Origin of the sequence: Acetobacter fabarum (assembly GCF_040702925.2) — a bacterium.
GTDB classification, from domain to species: Bacteria; Pseudomonadota; Alphaproteobacteria; order Acetobacterales; family Acetobacteraceae; genus Acetobacter; species Acetobacter fabarum_B.
This window is the reverse complement of the sequence record NZ_JBFCXX020000001.1, coordinates 275,513-291,106: the sequence shown is the minus strand read 5'-3', so window position 1 is coordinate 291,106 and position 15,594 is coordinate 275,513. Positions and strand designations below refer to the sequence as shown.

Here is a 15,594-nt window from a genome sequence, read left to right as displayed (position 1 = left end):
CCGCCAAGCCCGTGACAGGGCGACCCGCTTTATGCGCCATCCTTTTGCATGTCAGATATTTTTATAAACAGCGTTCGTGACGGACCATCTATGGCAGCAATCATCCGAACTGCACGACCTGACGGCAACGCGCCTTAACGGTACAGCTCTTTAGCCCAGCGCCTGTGCAACCAGAGCCAGCTTGACGGATTTTTACGGATCCATTCTTCCAGACGGTTATTCACCATCTGCACCAGTATCTGCAAATCCTGCCGTTTATCCCCTGTATCGGGGAGTTCCAGCGGGGCTTCCACAACAATCCGTAAGCGGGCAGGCCCCAGACGTTCCACATAACCGGGAATAACCGGGCAGCGGTAACGTAACGCCATGGCGGCAAGTGCTGGGGCAGTCATGCTCGGACGATTGAAAAATGTGGCTTCAATCCCGTCATTCATTTTCTGGTCCACCAGCATGCCCACACGCCCTCCGCCAGACACATAGGCCAGGGCTCCCCGAGCGCCCTTTGCCCCTTTGGCAAAAAGGGGAACAGGCGTATCGCCCATGGCTTTGTTCCGCAGTGCACGGAGCAGGGCATCAACCAGCGGGTTAGCAGCCGCACGGTAAAAAGATGCAAAAGGCGTGCCATGCCGCGCCACGGCAGGGGGCAGCATTTCCCAGTTACCAATATGGCCTGATACGAACAGAACAGGCCCACCCCGCAAGGCCTGCTGCGCCAGATGTTCTGCCCCCTGCACCTCAAACCCCGGTCCTGCGGGGGTGTTCTCCTGCAAGGCAGCAAGATGCGGCAGTTCGCCAATGGTCCGGCCCAGATTTTCCCACACACCGCGTACAATCCGCTTGTGGTCCTGATGATCCAGTTCCGGCATAGCCAGTTCCAGATTGCGCCTGATAATCCGCGATGTAGGAAGCCACGGACCAAGAGCACGGCACAACAGACCAAGCAGGCTGGAAGAATGGTCCGGGCGCAAACGCTCCAGCAGCCACAGAAGCGCAAATGCACCCCAGGCCTCCAGCCGGTAACGTATGGCCACGCTCCGGGCCTTCATGCCGGGGAGGCCAGAAACATATCCAGCAGGCGTTCCGGCACCTTTGGGTCCTGCCAGACCAGCCGCACACCCACCTCAACCACTTTTTTACGAAAATCGAGGGGCAGGCGCATGGCATCCTTGGGGGTTGTAACAAGTTGTGCGTCCAGCTCGTTGGCCAATGCCAGAAGCCGCTCGATATCGCGCAGTTTATACGCGTAATGGTCGGGGTAAGGAAGGGTGCGGACAAGGCTTAGACCAGCCCCTCGCAAACCCTTAAAAAACTTCTCCGGCCGACCAATGCCAGCAAACGCCACACATGGGCGGTTCACAACGCGTGGCGGAATATCACACTGTTCCAGATCAGCCCATAAAATGGGCAGGGCGGCTGTATGCTCAACGGCTCCGGTCTGATCCGCCCCGATCACCAGCAGAGCATCAGCTCGGGCCAGAGCATCCCCAACCCTCTCACGCAATGGCCCCGCGGGGAGGACGTGCCCGTTCCCAAACCCCACGGTTCCATCTACGACCAGAAGCGAGACGGTTTTCTGCAAAGACGGGTTTTGAAACCCATCATCCATAATCAGGCAATCAGCCCCGGCCTGCACGGCATGGCGTGCAGTAATACTACGGTCCCCGCCAACCCAGACCGGGCAATACTCCGCCAGCAATAACGGTTCATCCCCCACCTGCCGCGCAGTGTGCCGGGCAGGGTTAACCCGGATGCCATTAGCTTCGCGCCCGCCATAACCGCGCGTCAACACATGCGGGTTACGCCCCCGCGCGCTCAGGCGCTGCACCAGATCAATAACCACCGTGGTTTTACCCACGCCCCCCACACTCACATTGCCACAGCACAAGACCGGCACGGGAGCCTGCCAGCCTGACCTGCGCATCCTGCGGCGCGCAATACCCGCAACACCCCAAGCCAGAGGCGCAAGCAGCGTGGACCAGAAGCGGGCCTGAGGGTTGCCCCAGAATGCAGGAGGGGTCAGCCTTACCATATGAGTTCCAGAATCTGGTGGGCCAGATCATCGGGCAGGGTTGCGTTAACCGTTGCCACGGCCTGCGCCTGCTGTGCCAGCACTGCCCGCTCCTGAGGGAAGGAGAGCATCCGTACAACCCATGCGGCCAGAGACTGCTCATTGTGCACAACCTGCACACACTCATGCAATGCCTGATAGGCCTCCTCAAAATTTTGGACCCGCGGGCCCGTTGCCACCACACAGCCAAGGCGTGCGGGCTCAAACGGGTTATGTCCTCCACCGGGGCAGACAGGCAGGCTGTTGCCAATAAAGGTACAATCCCCCAGCCTGAAAAATAGTCCCAGTTCGCCCAGCGTATCACACACCCAAAAAGCATCCCGCTCTGTGGGGAGGGCATTCTGTGCCCGCCTTGGCGCTGAGTTTAAACGGGACGCGATGTCTGCCCCACGCTCGGGGTGACGCGGCACAATAATGCTCAGCAGGTTGGGGTATGTCTGGCGAATAGTGTGTGCTGCACGCGCTATGACCTCCTCCTCCCCCGCATGGGTGGATGCGGCTACAAACACAGGACGTTCCCCTATGACTGCGCGCAAATCGGCCAGAACCTGAGCATCCACCGGCAAAGGAGGGGCTGCGGTTTTCAGGTCCCCCGGAGAGAGTTGCGAAAACGCTCCCAAAGATCGCAGACGCTGTGCATCCTCTTCCGTCCGGGCGGAAACCCATGCAAACGGGGCCAGAATCCGCTGCGCAACACCGGGCGCACGCTGCCAGAACCGAAAGGACGATGCAGACATCCGCCCATTGACCAGCACGACAGGCAGGTTACGGGCGTGGCATGCCCCCAGTACCGTGGGCCACAACTCACTCTCGGTAAAAACAGCGACCTGTGGAGCCCAATGGTTTAAAAACCGCTGGCACCACCTTGGCACATCCAGGGGCATGAACTGGTGTACAACCCGGTCGGGCGCAAAACGCTGCGCCACAATGGTGCTGGCCGTAACCGTGCCCGTTGTCACCAGTATAGTGATATGTGCATTCTGCCGCAGGCAAGCCTGCACCAGCGGCAGAATAGACAAGGTCTCTCCCACGCTGGCGGCATGGAACCACAAGAGTTTGCCAGACGGACGGGGACAGGTGGCAAAACCCATTTTTTCACGCACCCGCCCGGCAACTTCCTTCCCCTTGCTCTGCCGCCAGCGCAGATAAAGCGGAAGAACTGGTGCCAGCAACGCACCCACACCGTTCCATATATGCGAAGGGCATGTGACCTGCGGCCTGAGAGCAATAGGCCCGGCGGTCGCGTTCTGCTGCTCCACCTGAGCCTGCTCCATAAGGTTGTTCATGTGGGTTTGCAGGTTAAAGGCAGGGTCCTGCATCTGGCAATCCGGGGTAGGCCATAAAGGTGCACCGCTCACAAATACACCGCGCCCGAAAGGAAGAGGGAAAAACATTTTATCCCATGATTTAAGCCGTATGGCCCGGCAGGACGCCCCCATGGGGATAACAGGCTTACCCGCCAGCCGCGCCAGCGCTTCAGCCCCCTGCTGTGTCTGCCTGCGTGGTCCACATGGCCCATCGGGGGTAATGGCAACCAGACAGCCATGCAGCAGGCTGGCGCGCATACGCAGCACGGCCGCAGCGCCCCCCTTGCTTTTGCCTCTTGTATTTGATGAACCGGCTATGGACCAGATCCGCCACGGAGCAACCACATCTGCTATCACCCGGCCATCACTGTTGCGGCTCACCAGAACCCGCAGATGTACTGCGGGATTCTGGCGCTCAGCCCACCACCACAGGGCGGGAGTGAGAAGCAACACCTCATGCCAGAAAGCCACAATGGCCGTCCGCCCCTCCTGACTGGTCAGGTAAAGGTAGGATTGCGGGTCAATTCTGAAGGTCCATCGCGTGGTCCGCAACACAAAACCCAGGTAAGCCCGGATGGCCCCCACAGCAATGGCACGAAAAAGCCCGCGTGCACTCTTCCACACCCATGGCACAACCATGCCCTCAGGGTGTCAGGAACCGCCTGAATGCAAATCCTGCCGGGCGTTCGTTCAGAACGGAAGGCTGGTAGGCAACCGTTATCCGCTCATGCGCCTGTTGCCACACCGCCAGATCGCTCTGCTCGGGAATAACAAGCTGGCTAACACCACAGCGGAGCAGGAACTCATACTGATCCGGTAAAAAATGCCCCGTCACACGCACGGCACCGGCAAAATGCAGATGCTCGCGTAAGGAGCGGGCCTGTGTAAATGCCCGTCCATCCCGGAAAACAGGAAAGTTCAGGCTGACCACATCAAGGCGGGGCAGGGCTTCCTTGAGGTCACTCACCCGCTCGTCAGGCTTGAGCACAATGCCCAGACGCCCTTTACCATTCCGCCCAAGCCCTTCGGACAACCGGGAAAGAGGGAGCAGAATGTCGCCATCAGGTAGGGGCTGGCCATCCTCAACCAGCGTCCATCCATCCTGTACAATCTGACCGTTCTCAAGCAGTGGCATAAGCTGCGTCCTTGAATGGCGCGGCACCTAGGCGGCGGCAGGTTTCAATAAAACGTTCGCCCGGCTTGCGCTGGACCAGATAGGTATCAACAATTCTGGCAATTGCATCAACCGTTTCATCCTCCGACATGGCCGAACCAATAATCTGGCCAATGGAGGCATCTTCCCCACTATTGCCACCCAGAGTGATCTGGAATGCTTCTTCCCCACGTTTATCAACGCCCAGAATACCAATATGTCCGGCGTGGTGATGACCGCAGGCATTGATGCAGCCTGAAATATTCAGCCGCAGCGCGCCAATTTCCTGCTGCAGGGCGGCGTTGGAGAAGCGCTGGCTCAGCTTCTGGGCAATGGGGATGGACCGTGCATTGGCCAGTGCGCAGTAATCCAGCCCCGGGCAGGCAATAATATCGGTGATCATACCAATATTGGCGGTGCCCAGACCATTGGCGCCGAGCACCTGCCACAGCGCAAACAGGTTATCCTTGCGCACATGCCCCAGCACCACGTTCTGCAGGTGTGTGATCCGCAACTCGCCAAAGCTGTACTGGTCCGCCATATCCGCCAGCAGGTTCATCTGGGCGGATGTCACATCCCCCGGAATACCGCCAGCAGGCTTGCACGAAATAGTGACGCTGCAATACCCGTCCTGCTGGTGCGGGTGGGTATTGGTGCCGACCCATGCGGCAAAGGCCGGGTCGGCTTTGGTCTGCGCTGCCAGTTGGGCAGTACCGGCAGAGGCGTCCTCAAACACAGGGTTGGCAAAGCGGGCGCGAATGGCTGCCACGACTTCGGGCAGCAAACGGTACCGGCTGCGGTCCATGGCCATGAACTCGGCATTGACTTCATCACGGAACGCACCAAGGCCCAGAGCCTGCACAAGGATTTTAATCCGGGCCTTGTAAATGTTATCGCGCCGCCCGTACGCATTATAGACGCGCAGAACAGCTTCCAGATACGCGATCAGGTCTTCTTCAGGCAGGTCATCGCGCAGTTTTACGCCAATAACCGGGGTACGCCCCAGACCACCGCCAACATAGACCTCGAACACCGCGCGCCCGTTTTCTCCCTTGCGTGCGAGCAGCCCGATGTCATGAAAACGGGCAGCAACACGGTCCTGCGCACTGCCGGAGATGGCAATTTTGAATTTACGCGGCAAAAACGTAAATTCAGGATGCAGAGTGGACCACTGACGCAGGATTTCCGCATGTACGCGCGGGTCCAGAACTTCATCACGCGCGGCACCGGCAAACTGGTCGGATGTGACGTTGCGGATGCAGTTGCCGCTGGTCTGGATGGCGTGCATTTCCGCATCAGCCAGAATATTCAGAATATCAGGCGTATCTTCCAGCCGGATCCAGTTGAACTGGATATTCTGGCGCGTGGTAAAGTGCCCGTAATCACGGTCATACCGCCGGGCGATATAGGCCAGCGTGCGCATCTGGTTGGCACTGACAATACCGTAGGGAATAGCCACCCGCAGCATATAGGCATGCAGTTGCAGGTAAAGGCCGTTCATCAGACGCAGGGGTTTGAACTCATCCTCGCTCAGGGCGCCAGAAATCCGGCGCTGCACCTGATCGCGGAACTGTTCGACCCGCTGTTTGAGGAATGTACGGTCAACCGCGTCATACGCATACCGGCCGACGTCTGCTGGGGGCTGGGGAGAGTGGGGCATGGTTCTGGTCCGTCGGGTTTTATTCAGGAGCTACTTGCAGCCGCGGGGACAGGCTGCCAGAGGGGCGTAAATTCAGCATGAATACTCGGGCCCGCGGCACGGATACGCTCGCGCGTGGTGCGGGGGCATGGCCCGTGCGCGGTCTGTTTCACCTGCACACCGTAAACCCCCACCACATTATCCGCCCCTGCACGGGCATTTTGGGAGCGTAGCACGTCTTCCATTCCGTCATTGGGGAACAGGCATGCCTGACCAATGGTCAACTGCCATTTTCCCTGTGCATCCAGCCAGACAATCCGGCCATCAAGCAGACGGTTGGCTGTCACAACACTACAGCCTTCAGTATCACGACGATTATTCCTGCGATCCACGCTCATACCTTTCCGCGTATTCCACGACAGAAAATTACATAAATTTTCGTCTTTATCAACATATCACGCATCTGATGCGTATCATGCACACAAAAGTCCCTGACGGAACAGACGGGAGCGGCTGATGTCCAGCGCGACACCCTGCACCTGCACATCGGCCTCATCCACCGGGCGATAGAACGGCACAACCCGCTCCCCAAGCTGGAGCGTATAATGTCTGTAACCATTCCGCATGCCCCGGGGAGCTGCGTAAATACTCAGCACATCCTGTTCGGATACGGGTTTTTGTATGTTCATTTCATACGGGCGTATCATGGCAACGGCAGGACCGTCTGTCACACCCTCGGGAACGGTAAAAGGCAGGGCCAGCGCGTCATCCGGGATCATGCGGCCATGCCGGACTTCTCCGGGGAAAGACACGGCCTCCCCCAGAAACTCCATGACAAATTCGGTCGCGGGCTGTTCATCCAGATCCATGGGGGAGGCATCCTGCACAATTCTGCCGGACTGCATGACTACAATACGGTCCGCCACCTCAAGGGCTTCTTCCTGATCATGCGTGACCAGAATGGTGGTCAGGCCCAGCGTATCATGCAGTTCACGCAGCCATGTCCGGATAGACCGGCGCACGATGGGGTCCAGCGCGCCAAAAGGTTCGTCCAGCAGCAGAACACGCGGCCCTGTTGCCAGCGCGCGCGCAAGCGCCACACGCTGCCGCTGGCCACCAGACAGTTTGGCAGGGTGTTTGTCCCCCATGCCCTGCAATTGCATCAGCTCAAGCAGTTCTTCCACCCGCCGGGCAATCCGGGCGCGGGCAGGGCGCTCCGCACGGGGTTGCACATCCAGCCCGAAGGCAATGTTGCGCGCAACCGTCATATGCGGGAACAGGGCATAGTTCTGGAACACAAACCCCATGCGGCCCGCACGGTCTTTTACGCTGGTCATGGGCCTGTCATCAAGCAGGACGGACCCACTATTGCAGTTATCCAGCCCGGCTATGGCGCGCAGCAAGGTTGTTTTACCCGCCCCCGAAGGCCCAACCAGCGCGACAAATGCGCCATCAGGCACTTTGAGAGACACGTTATCCAGCAGTGGCTGCCGCGCGCCCGGTGCCAGACGAACCAGATTGCAGACCTCAATACTCACGCCTTTTTCTCCTGCAATCTTGCAAACCATTCCGGTGCGGACCTGAACAGAACCGCACTCATGGCCATAAGCGCCAGCAGAGCAGCCATGGTAAAGGCCGCAACTGACTGGTAGCCGTTATAAAGATTTTCAATATGCAGCGGCATGGTTTCCGTCTCACCCGGTATATGGCCAGACACGACCGATACCGCCCCGAACTCCCCCAGAGCGCGGGCGGTCGTCAGCAACACGCCGGAGAGCAGAGCCCCGCGTACACCCGGCAGCGTGACATGCCACAGAACCTGCCAGAACCCGGCTCCCGCCAGAACGGCAGCCTCCTCCGCGTCGCGTCCCTGCACCTCCATGACCGGCATGACCGTGCGCACGACATAAGGCAGCGTGACAAAGAGCGTGGCCAGAATAATACCCGGCACAGCAAACACAACGTGGATATTCCACCGCTCCAGCAGCGGACCAAACCACCCCTGGGCACCAAACAGCAATAACCACACAAGCCCCGAAACAACAGGCGAAATGCTCAGCGGCAGTTCCACCAGAATTTGCAGGAACTGCCGCCCCGGAAAGCGGAACTTGACCAGCACCCACGCAGCCAGAATACCAAAGAGGGTATTGAGTATGACAGCCACCACACTCACACGGAGTGTCAGCCAGATAGCAGCCTGCGCATCAGGGTCCGACAAAGTCGCCAGAGACGCGCCGACACCATCCTTGAGTGCTTCAGTCAACACCTGTGCCGGGGGTGTAACGAGCACGACAAGAATAAAAAGCCAGCTTGCAGCCCATACCACATAACGGGTCATGCTGGCTCACTCCACACGGCAAAGCGACGACGCACACCAGCAATCAGTGCAAGCGAAAGAAGCGAGACACACAACAGCACAAGGGCAATGGCGGTCGCACCCGGATAATCAAACTCCTGCAACCTGACCACGATCAGCAGAGGTGCGATTTCGCTTTTAAACGGCTGGTTGCCCGCAATAAAAATAACAGATCCATATTCCCCGATACCACGGGCAAAAGCCAGACCAAACCCGGTTATGAGCGCGGGCAGAACGGGGGCTGCGATCACGCGCACAAAAATCTGCCATGGTCTTGCCCCCAGCAGATGTGCGGCCTCCTCCAGTTCATGCGGCAGATTGCGCAGGACCGGTTCCACTGCACGCACCACAAAGGGAAGCCCCACAAACATCAGTGCCAGCACAATGCCAGCCTTGTTGTAGGAAACGCTGATACCGAAAATCGACAGCATGGACCCCAGCCATCCGTGCGGCCCATAGAGCGTTGCAAGCGTAATGCCTGAAACCGCCGTAGGCAGGGCCAGCGGCAGGTCAATCAACGCATCTGCCAGACGGTGCCCCGGCAGGTTACCCCGCGCCAGAGCCCAGGCCAGCAGCAGCCCGCACGGTATGTTGCATGCCGCGGCAATCCCTGCGCATGAAAAACTCGTCCATAATGCCGCCAGCATGCGGCTGTCATGCAAGGCGGACAGCATGGAGCCGGTGCCACCCTGCCACGGATAAACCAGCAGGGTAGAAAGGGGCAGAATGATGAAAAAGCCTGTCCACGCCAGTGTAAGCGTGAGCGACAGCCTGTAGCCGGGCAGGGCGGAACCGCCAGCCCTAAAAAAAGCAAGACGTGACAGAGTCATGACATGGCGCTCATATATCTGCCTGCCCACCTTTTAAAAATCGTACCTTACAGGCGAACAAGAGCGCCTGAAAAGCAGCCGCCACGGCCTTTACGCCGCAGCGGCCATTCTAGCTATAATATCAGGACCGTGCGCGGACACTGCCACTGGAACGCACACTGCCTTCCACGAAGGAAACAAGCTGGGAGACCGCTTTTTCCACGCTCCCATTACCGGTTGCCACACGCAGGGCAGGAGCCTGTGGGGCTTCATATGGAGCATCAATCCCCGTAAAGCCACTAATTTTCCCTGCACGGGCCGCAGCATACAGGCCTTTGGGGTCACGCTGTTCGCATGTGCCCAGATCGGCATCCACAAACACTTCCTCAAATCCTTCACCAATAATCTGGCGAGCCAGTTCACGGTCCGAGTGTAGGGGGGAGATCAGGGCAACCAGCACCACCTGCCCGGCATCGCGCAGGATACGCGCGACTTCGGCCGCACGGCGCACGTTTTCCGTCCGGTCAGCTTCGGTAAAGCCTAGGTCCTTGCACAGACCCGCACGCAGCGTGTCTCCATCCAGCACGCTCACGTCCACACCTGCGGCAAACAGGGCATTTTCCGCAGCCCGTGCCAAGGTGCTTTTACCCGCACCCGACAGCCCGGTAAGCCAGAACACACTGCCTTTATGGCCTTTAACGCGCTGGCGATCCTGCGAGGTCACAGCGCTGGCACTCGGGTGAATGGCTTTATCACCCACGGCAATTTCCGCCGGGCCAATAAGGGGGGCACCCCCTACAATACGCTGTTGCAGGTCCACCAGAACACCACGCCCGTCCGGCGTGCCCGGTGCAAAGGCATCGAACTGAATGTTCTCTGCTGCGGCAAGCGTGATTTCAGCAAAGCCTTCGGGCGGCACTTCCGTGCCGGGGTGCATGGTCAGGTCGTCCAGATTAACAACGGACTCAATGCTGGTGACGGTCACCGCATGTTCGGCCGTGGCCAGCCGCAGGCGGAAGCTCTCGCCCACACGCAAAGGTTCCTGCCGCAGCCAGAACAAGCGGGTCCGCACACGCGATGCCAGAGTAGGCGGGGTGTCCACATGATGCAGCAGATCGCCCCGATCGGGAATAACGTCAGGCTCCAACGTAACCGCGATGGACTGGCCTGCCGAGGCACTCACATGCGGGGCAGTGTGCCAGCCTTCAATCGAGGCAATGCGGGCAGGGGTTTTTTGGGTGCCAATAACAACCGTATCGCCCACACGCACCCGACCGCGCTCAATACGGCCAGCCACGTAACGCTTGTCCCCAAAGCGATAAACGTCCTGCACGGGCAGGCGCAGCGCCAGTTCTGAACGGGAAGCGGGCGTGGGCACACGTGCCAGTGCTTCGGTCAGGGTTGGGCCGTTGTACCAGGGCATGCGGTCGGAACGACTGGCAATGTTGTCCCCATCCCGGGCGGAGGCGGGAACAAAATAGGCGGCTTCCAGCCCCAGCTTGCCCAGAAGTTCGTTGACCGACACCTCAACAGCTTCAATCCTGACCTGATCGAACTCAAGCAGGTCCACCTTGTTAAGCAGAACGATAACATGCCTGATCCCGATCAGATGCAGCAGCATGGCGTGGCGGCGGGTCTGCTCACGCGCACCTTCCACTGCATCGACCACCAGCACGGCAGCCTCCGCATCGGCCGCTCCGGTGATCATGTTCCGCAGGAACTGGCGGTGGCCGGGGGCATCCACAATAACGTATTCGCGCGACCCCAGCCGGAAGGGGATGCGCGTGGAATCAACCGTAACGCCCTGATCACGCTCAATCTGCAAGGAATCGAGCAGGAAGCTCCACTCAATCTTCAGGCCGCGCTTTTTGGAGGATTCAATGATCTGGGCAACCTTGCCGTCCTGCAGGTTATCCGTGTCATGCAAAAGACGCCCGATAAGCGTGGATTTGCCGTGGTCAACATGCCCCACAATAACGATAGGGGTTGCGGCATCCTGAGAGGAAGAAATCGTATCACTCATTTTCGTTTTTTCCGATCCACGCTCTATCAGAGATAACCAGCCACGCGCAGGCGTTCAAAGGCATCTTCGGATTCATGATCCATGGCCCGGCCCGAACGCTCAGACGTTTTGGTTGTTTCCAGCTCTGCAATAACTTCCGCCAGAGTTGCGGCATTGCTTTCCACGGGGGAGGTAATGTCCGCATCGCCCAGAGAGCGGTAACGCTTGCCGTTTTTGGCAAAATACAGGTCAACCAGCGGAATGCCTTCGCGCTCGATGTAACGCCAGATATCAATCTCGCGCCAGGACAGGAGCGGATGCACGCGGATATGCATACCGTCCTCGTGCGGGGTGGCATACTGGTCCCAGAATTCTGGCGGCTGGTTGCGAATATCCCATTTGTGGCTTGCACCACGCGGGCTGAACACGCGTTCCTTCGCACGGGTACCCTGCTCATCACGGCGGATGCCGGCAATAACACCCTGCAATTTGTGCTTTTCGATCATGGCGGCAAGACCTGCGGTCTTGCGGGCGGCAGAACGGGCGGCAGGCGGCAGGGAGGGGTCCATTTCCTCTACCGGCGGGCAGTCACCCAGCAGCAGATCCAGTTCCCATTTTTTGGTATATTCATCCCGGAACTGGTACATTTCGGGGAATTTTTTACCCGTATCCACATGCATGACAGGGAAGGGGACGCGCCCGAGAAACGCCTTTTTGGCCAGCCAGACCATAACATTGGAGTCCTTCCCCAATGACCACAGCATGGCAAGCGGCTTTAGCTTACGATAAGCCTCCCGCAGAATAAAAACGCTCTGAGCTTCCAGTTGATCAAGATGATCCATGTTCCACGACCCTGTAGTTTTAACGGGTAAGGCTAATGTTTTAGAATGCAGCACGCAGGTTATCCTGCAACGTGAATCCCACATTCGGTTTTGTTCAGGCCAGACCAACGGCCTGACCGGGCATCTTCATGCCCATCCACCGGACGTGTGCATGGCGCACACCCGATGGATAAATATCCCTCGGCCACCAGCGGGTGCGGCGGCAAGGCGCGGCGCTGCATTTCTGCGGCAATATCCTGCGCGCTCCAGAAGGCCAGCGGATTGATGCGGATCTGGCCATCGCCACGCTCTTCCACAATCTCCATTGCCGCGCGTGTGGCGGCTTGCCCACGCTTGCGACCGGTTACCAGCACGTCATACGGCAAGGAGGCAACATTCAGTGGCTCCACCTTGCGCAGCTTGCAGCAGGCATCGGGGTCGAAGGCCCAGAGTTCTCCCGTTGGGTCACGATCGCTGACCTGTTCGGGGGACGGGCCAATATCTTCAACATTGCTCAACCCCAGGACATCGGCCAGTTCGCGCCGGTATGCGAGTGTCTGGGGGAAGTGCTTGCCCGTATTCAGGAACAACACCTTCATGTCGCGTTCAGCCTCCGCCACAAAGGCGAGCAGCAAGGCGGATTCCGCGCCAAAGGACGACATAACCGCCAGCCGGTTACCCAGCAGGGTATGTGCCGTGCGCAGCAGACGAACGGGGTCATCCTGCACGGCACGCAACTGCTCGATAACACCTGTATTGTCAGAAGACAAAATATCCACAACCCATCACAGTGAATGACAGAACCTTATATAACCACTCCTTATAGATATATTCCCGCAAAAACAACACCTAAAAATAGACAATATTCCCAATCACGCACCATATTGCACTATTTTATTTTGTGCAATATGTGCTCCAGGCCCGCCTCCGGGACGCTAGCAGCCAACGGACCATCAGCCAGTAACCACGACTTATTCACCAGCAAAGGGCGAGAGGCATTGTCTGGGCGTTTGATATGACCCAATCAGGGCCAGAACGCAGCCAACAACCACTGCAATGCCTCCAATCCATCGGGACAATCACTTAATCAGGTCAGGATTAAGTCTTTACGCTGCGTGTTCAGGTCCATCCGATGCCATAGACCTGAACACGACAAGCGAGCCACAGGCTCCCATTTGCCTATCCTGTTTTGTTGGCATAATATATCTTATGCGATATTTGGCTGTGCGTATGAAAGTGAACAGTCCCATTTTGCGGGGCGGAAATATTCTTCCTGCCATGGCCTCGCGCTAGACCATTCTGCACCGGAAAGCCATCACAGGCATATGTTGCAGGAATTGTGAGGGTGTGGTTGCCCAAAATGGAACAAAAAACCAGATTCACAGCCCCCTCCTCCCCTCGTTCGGGCTGATTTTTTCGCCACGGTTTATCTTGAGGAGCATATTCAAATGCGTGCAGGAGTGCCCTTCCCATGGGATTGCTCCTCATCTTCCTGTCCTGAGTTTCCAATGTGGTTCAGGCTTGTTCAATGTCCCTTGACCACACCAGCCTCAAACACCCATAAAACAGGAAAATGCCTGACTTAATAAAGCTTAAACGTGTGGATATAATAGGCCAGTCCGTTCAATACTTCATTGACGATAACAATTTGTATGGATCGTGCACGCCTGCGTGCCCGGTCTGCGGCACGGATAATAAACGCCCCTTCTTCCGAGACACGCCCTCCGACCTCCAGCTTGGCTCCCCTTCTCGCGGTCTTGAGCCAATTGTCAATCTGATGGCCGTTTTCTCCAAGCACCCGACCGATCACATCCTCCGCCTCTCTCGCCGATGCGAAGCATGAGACAGCCGGCCGTTTTTCCGCGATAAAACGATGTACGATGCGTTCATCCGTCAGAGCGACATGGTTGGACAGCACATAACCACCCGCACCCAAGTGGTTGAGCGGTTCCAGATCGATCTTTTTTCCCGCTTCCACTTCAGGATCATTCTGGAAACTAAACAGGACCGCACACCAGAATGCCCACAGGTTGGGCAAAATCCCCCAGTCAGGCGGGTCTGTAACCTTAGCTGTCGGGTCTATACCCAGCACAACCGAACTGACCCGCTGCAAGTCCTCTTTGCTGTATGCCAGCAATGTCTCTAATTCGTGAACTGTCTGAACTTTAAACGTCAGATCCCGCGTGTACGGTTCATCGTGAATAACATCGTACAGCGTTTCACCAAAAGTATCGGCATCTTCACCAAATGCGCTCGCACCAAGGTTTTTCAGGCGCGGGAACATATCAAGAATGTCGTCATCGGTGTGATGCGATAAGACTATTGTGGTGCATGGCCTTAACCAAGGTTCAAGTTCCATATCCATGTCTCTTAACCTACAAGCTGGGCAAATCGGGTGATATCGATGTTCCCGCCCGACAAAAGTACACCCACACGCCGCCCCTGCCATTGCGGGGCAGCAGCAAGGGCCGCTGCCGGAGCTAGGCAGCCAGTGGGTTCCACTATAATTTTCATCCGCTCTGCCAGCAGGCGCATGGTGGCGGCCAAAGCGGCATCGTCCACCGTCACAATGGCGCGGACATACCGCTGCATGAGTGCGAATGTTATGTCGCCCACGCTTGTTGTCTGCGCACCATCTGCAATTGTGCGCGGTGTGGCAATTTTTACGATATGCCCTGCCGCCATGGACTGCCGGGCATCATCCCCGGCTGCGGGCTCCACCCCTATCACCGCACAGTCGGGCGCCACCTCATGCGCGACAAGCGCGCAGCCCGAGGCCAGCCCCCCCCCCCCAACAGGCACGAACAATGCGTCCAGCGGTCCAGTTTCCTCCATAAGTTCCAGTGCTGCCGTGCCCTGCCCCGCAATAATGTCCGGGTGATTGAAAGACGGCAGTAACGTTCCACCCCGCTCGGCCAGAAGCCTTGCGGCAATTTCTTCCCGGTCCTGGGAATATCGGTCATAGGTCACAACCTCCGCCCCGTAGCCCCGTGTTGCGGCCAGTTTTACGGCGGGAGCATCTTCGGGCATGACAATGACCGCAGGCACGCCGGCCTCACGCGCGGCACAGGCTATGGCCTGAGCATGGTTACCGGACGAAAATGCAATAATACCTTTCTGCCGCACATCTTCGGGCAAAGCCAGAATCGCGTTTGTGGCCCCCCGGAACTTGAAGGCCCCAACCCGCTGGAAATTCTCAGCCTTGAAGAACAGTTCAACACCGCTCAGCGCATTCAGGTAGCGTGACCTCAGAACAGGTGTGCGCTGAGCCCGCCCTTTTATGCGGGCCGAAGCCGCAACCACGTCACTGAAAGTCGGCAGAACTGTCATCTTCAATTTTCCGGTTTCATCCACCGCAATGCGCATACGGAGGGCAGTTGGAGACGGCGTTTACGTAGCACAGATACGTCCCCACCGTTATGCCCCAAAGCAGGGTCTG

Annotated in this window: 14 protein-coding genes and 1 pseudogene; all 15 read right to left on the bottom strand. The window is 58.0% G+C overall.

The genetic code is table 11. The annotated features are described in order from the left end of the window. Window positions 1-134: 134 nt before the first annotated feature. The 15 genes and pseudogenes from AB2L51_RS01340 to AB2L51_RS01270 all read right to left on the bottom strand — a co-directional run bounded on the left by AB2L51_RS01340 (window position 135) and on the right by AB2L51_RS01270 (window position 15,485). Window positions 135-1,046, bottom strand: a complete 912-nt coding sequence (locus tag AB2L51_RS01340; protein ID WP_395580793.1) for a lysophospholipid acyltransferase family protein — start codon at window positions 1,044-1,046, stop codon at window positions 135-137. Beyond that, complete coding sequence (gene lpxK, locus AB2L51_RS01335) at window positions 1,043-2,020, bottom strand: tetraacyldisaccharide 4'-kinase (RefSeq protein WP_395580983.1); 978 nt, start codon at window positions 2,018-2,020, stop codon at window positions 1,043-1,045. The genes AB2L51_RS01340 and lpxK overlap by 4 nt, the downstream gene beginning before the upstream one ends. Window positions 2,021-2,022: 2 nt before the next feature. After that, window positions 2,023-4,014 carry a glycosyltransferase N-terminal domain-containing protein gene (locus tag AB2L51_RS01330; RefSeq protein WP_395580792.1) on the bottom strand — a complete coding sequence of 664 codons (1,992 nt, stop codon included), beginning with the start codon at window positions 4,012-4,014 and terminating at the stop codon, window positions 2,023-2,025. Between the two features lie 4 nt (window positions 4,015-4,018). Then, window positions 4,019-4,510, bottom strand: a complete 492-nt coding sequence (locus AB2L51_RS01325) for a DUF934 domain-containing protein (RefSeq protein WP_395580791.1) — start codon at window positions 4,508-4,510, stop codon at window positions 4,019-4,021. Continuing rightward, window positions 4,497-6,188 (bottom strand): nitrite/sulfite reductase, encoded by a 1,692-nt coding sequence (locus AB2L51_RS01320; RefSeq protein ID WP_395580790.1) that lies wholly within the window; start codon window positions 6,186-6,188, stop codon window positions 4,497-4,499. The genes AB2L51_RS01325 and AB2L51_RS01320 overlap by 14 nt, the downstream gene beginning before the upstream one ends. A gap of 23 nt (window positions 6,189-6,211) precedes the next feature. Then, window positions 6,212-6,559 carry a DUF2849 domain-containing protein gene (locus AB2L51_RS01315; protein WP_395580982.1) on the bottom strand — a complete coding sequence of 116 codons (348 nt, stop codon included), beginning with the start codon at window positions 6,557-6,559 and terminating at the stop codon, window positions 6,212-6,214. Between the two features lie 81 nt (window positions 6,560-6,640). Further along, entirely contained in the window at window positions 6,641-7,705 is a 1,065-nt protein-coding gene (locus AB2L51_RS01310) for a sulfate/molybdate ABC transporter ATP-binding protein (RefSeq protein ID WP_395580789.1), read from the bottom strand. Further along, a complete protein-coding gene (locus AB2L51_RS01305; protein WP_395580788.1) occupies window positions 7,702-8,505 on the bottom strand; it encodes a sulfate ABC transporter permease in 804 nt (267 codons plus the stop codon). The genes AB2L51_RS01310 and AB2L51_RS01305 overlap by 4 nt, the downstream gene beginning before the upstream one ends. Continuing rightward, the gene (gene cysT / locus AB2L51_RS01300; RefSeq protein WP_395580787.1) at window positions 8,502-9,353 is read right to left on the bottom strand and encodes a sulfate ABC transporter permease subunit CysT; all 852 of its coding nucleotides are present in this window, start codon (window positions 9,351-9,353) and stop codon (window positions 8,502-8,504) included. The genes AB2L51_RS01305 and cysT overlap by 4 nt, the downstream gene beginning before the upstream one ends. A gap of 121 nt (window positions 9,354-9,474) precedes the next feature. After that, window positions 9,475-11,355 (bottom strand): adenylyl-sulfate kinase, encoded by a 1,881-nt coding sequence (gene cysC / locus AB2L51_RS01295; protein WP_395580786.1) that lies wholly within the window; start codon window positions 11,353-11,355, stop codon window positions 9,475-9,477. A 26-nt stretch (window positions 11,356-11,381) separates the two neighbouring features. Further along, a complete protein-coding gene (cysD, locus tag AB2L51_RS01290) occupies window positions 11,382-12,176 on the bottom strand; it encodes a sulfate adenylyltransferase subunit CysD (protein WP_025825148.1) in 795 nt (264 codons plus the stop codon). Window positions 12,177-12,235: 59 nt separating this feature from the next. Beyond that, window positions 12,236-12,934, bottom strand: coding sequence for a phosphoadenylyl-sulfate reductase (locus AB2L51_RS01285; protein ID WP_395580785.1), 699 nt, complete (start codon window positions 12,932-12,934; stop codon window positions 12,236-12,238). A gap of 803 nt (window positions 12,935-13,737) precedes the next feature. After that, window positions 13,738-14,073 (bottom strand): RNase A-like domain-containing protein, encoded by a 336-nt coding sequence (locus tag AB2L51_RS01280; RefSeq protein WP_395580981.1) that lies wholly within the window; start codon window positions 14,071-14,073, stop codon window positions 13,738-13,740. A 36-nt stretch (window positions 14,074-14,109) separates the two neighbouring features. Further along, window positions 14,110-14,439: pseudogene (locus tag AB2L51_RS01275) on the bottom strand (hypothetical protein); the annotation flags it as partial. A gap of 86 nt (window positions 14,440-14,525) precedes the next feature. After that, window positions 14,526-15,485: a threo-3-hydroxy-L-aspartate ammonia-lyase gene (locus AB2L51_RS01270; protein ID WP_395580784.1), complete on the bottom strand. Its 960-nt coding sequence runs from the start codon at window positions 15,483-15,485 to the stop codon at window positions 14,526-14,528. Window positions 15,486-15,594: the final 109 nt, after the last annotated feature.

Excerpts from the sequence above, each read along its gene's own strand:
- AB2L51_RS01340 (WP_395580793.1), bottom strand. The coding sequence starts at position 1,046 with ATGAAGGCCCGGAGCGTGGCCATACGTTACCGGCTGGAGGCCTGGGGT.
- AB2L51_RS01330 (WP_395580792.1), bottom strand. The coding sequence starts at position 4,014 with ATGGTTGTGCCATGGGTGTGGAAGAGTGCACGCGGGCTTTTTCGTGCC.
- AB2L51_RS01325 (WP_395580791.1), bottom strand. The coding sequence starts at position 4,510 with ATGCCACTGCTTGAGAACGGTCAGATTGTACAGGATGGATGGACGCTG.
- AB2L51_RS01320 (WP_395580790.1), bottom strand. The coding sequence starts at position 6,188 with ATGCCCCACTCTCCCCAGCCCCCAGCAGACGTCGGCCGGTATGCGTAT.
- AB2L51_RS01305 (WP_395580788.1), bottom strand. The coding sequence starts at position 8,505 with ATGACCCGTTATGTGGTATGGGCTGCAAGCTGGCTTTTTATTCTTGTC.
- cysT (WP_395580787.1), bottom strand. The coding sequence starts at position 9,353 with ATGACTCTGTCACGTCTTGCTTTTTTTAGGGCTGGCGGTTCCGCCCTG.
- cysC (WP_395580786.1), bottom strand. The coding sequence starts at position 11,355 with ATGAGTGATACGATTTCTTCCTCTCAGGATGCCGCAACCCCTATCGTT.
- cysD (WP_025825148.1), bottom strand. The coding sequence starts at position 12,176 with ATGGATCATCTTGATCAACTGGAAGCTCAGAGCGTTTTTATTCTGCGG.
- AB2L51_RS01270 (WP_395580784.1), bottom strand. The coding sequence starts at position 15,485 with ATGACAGTTCTGCCGACTTTCAGTGACGTGGTTGCGGCTTCGGCCCGC.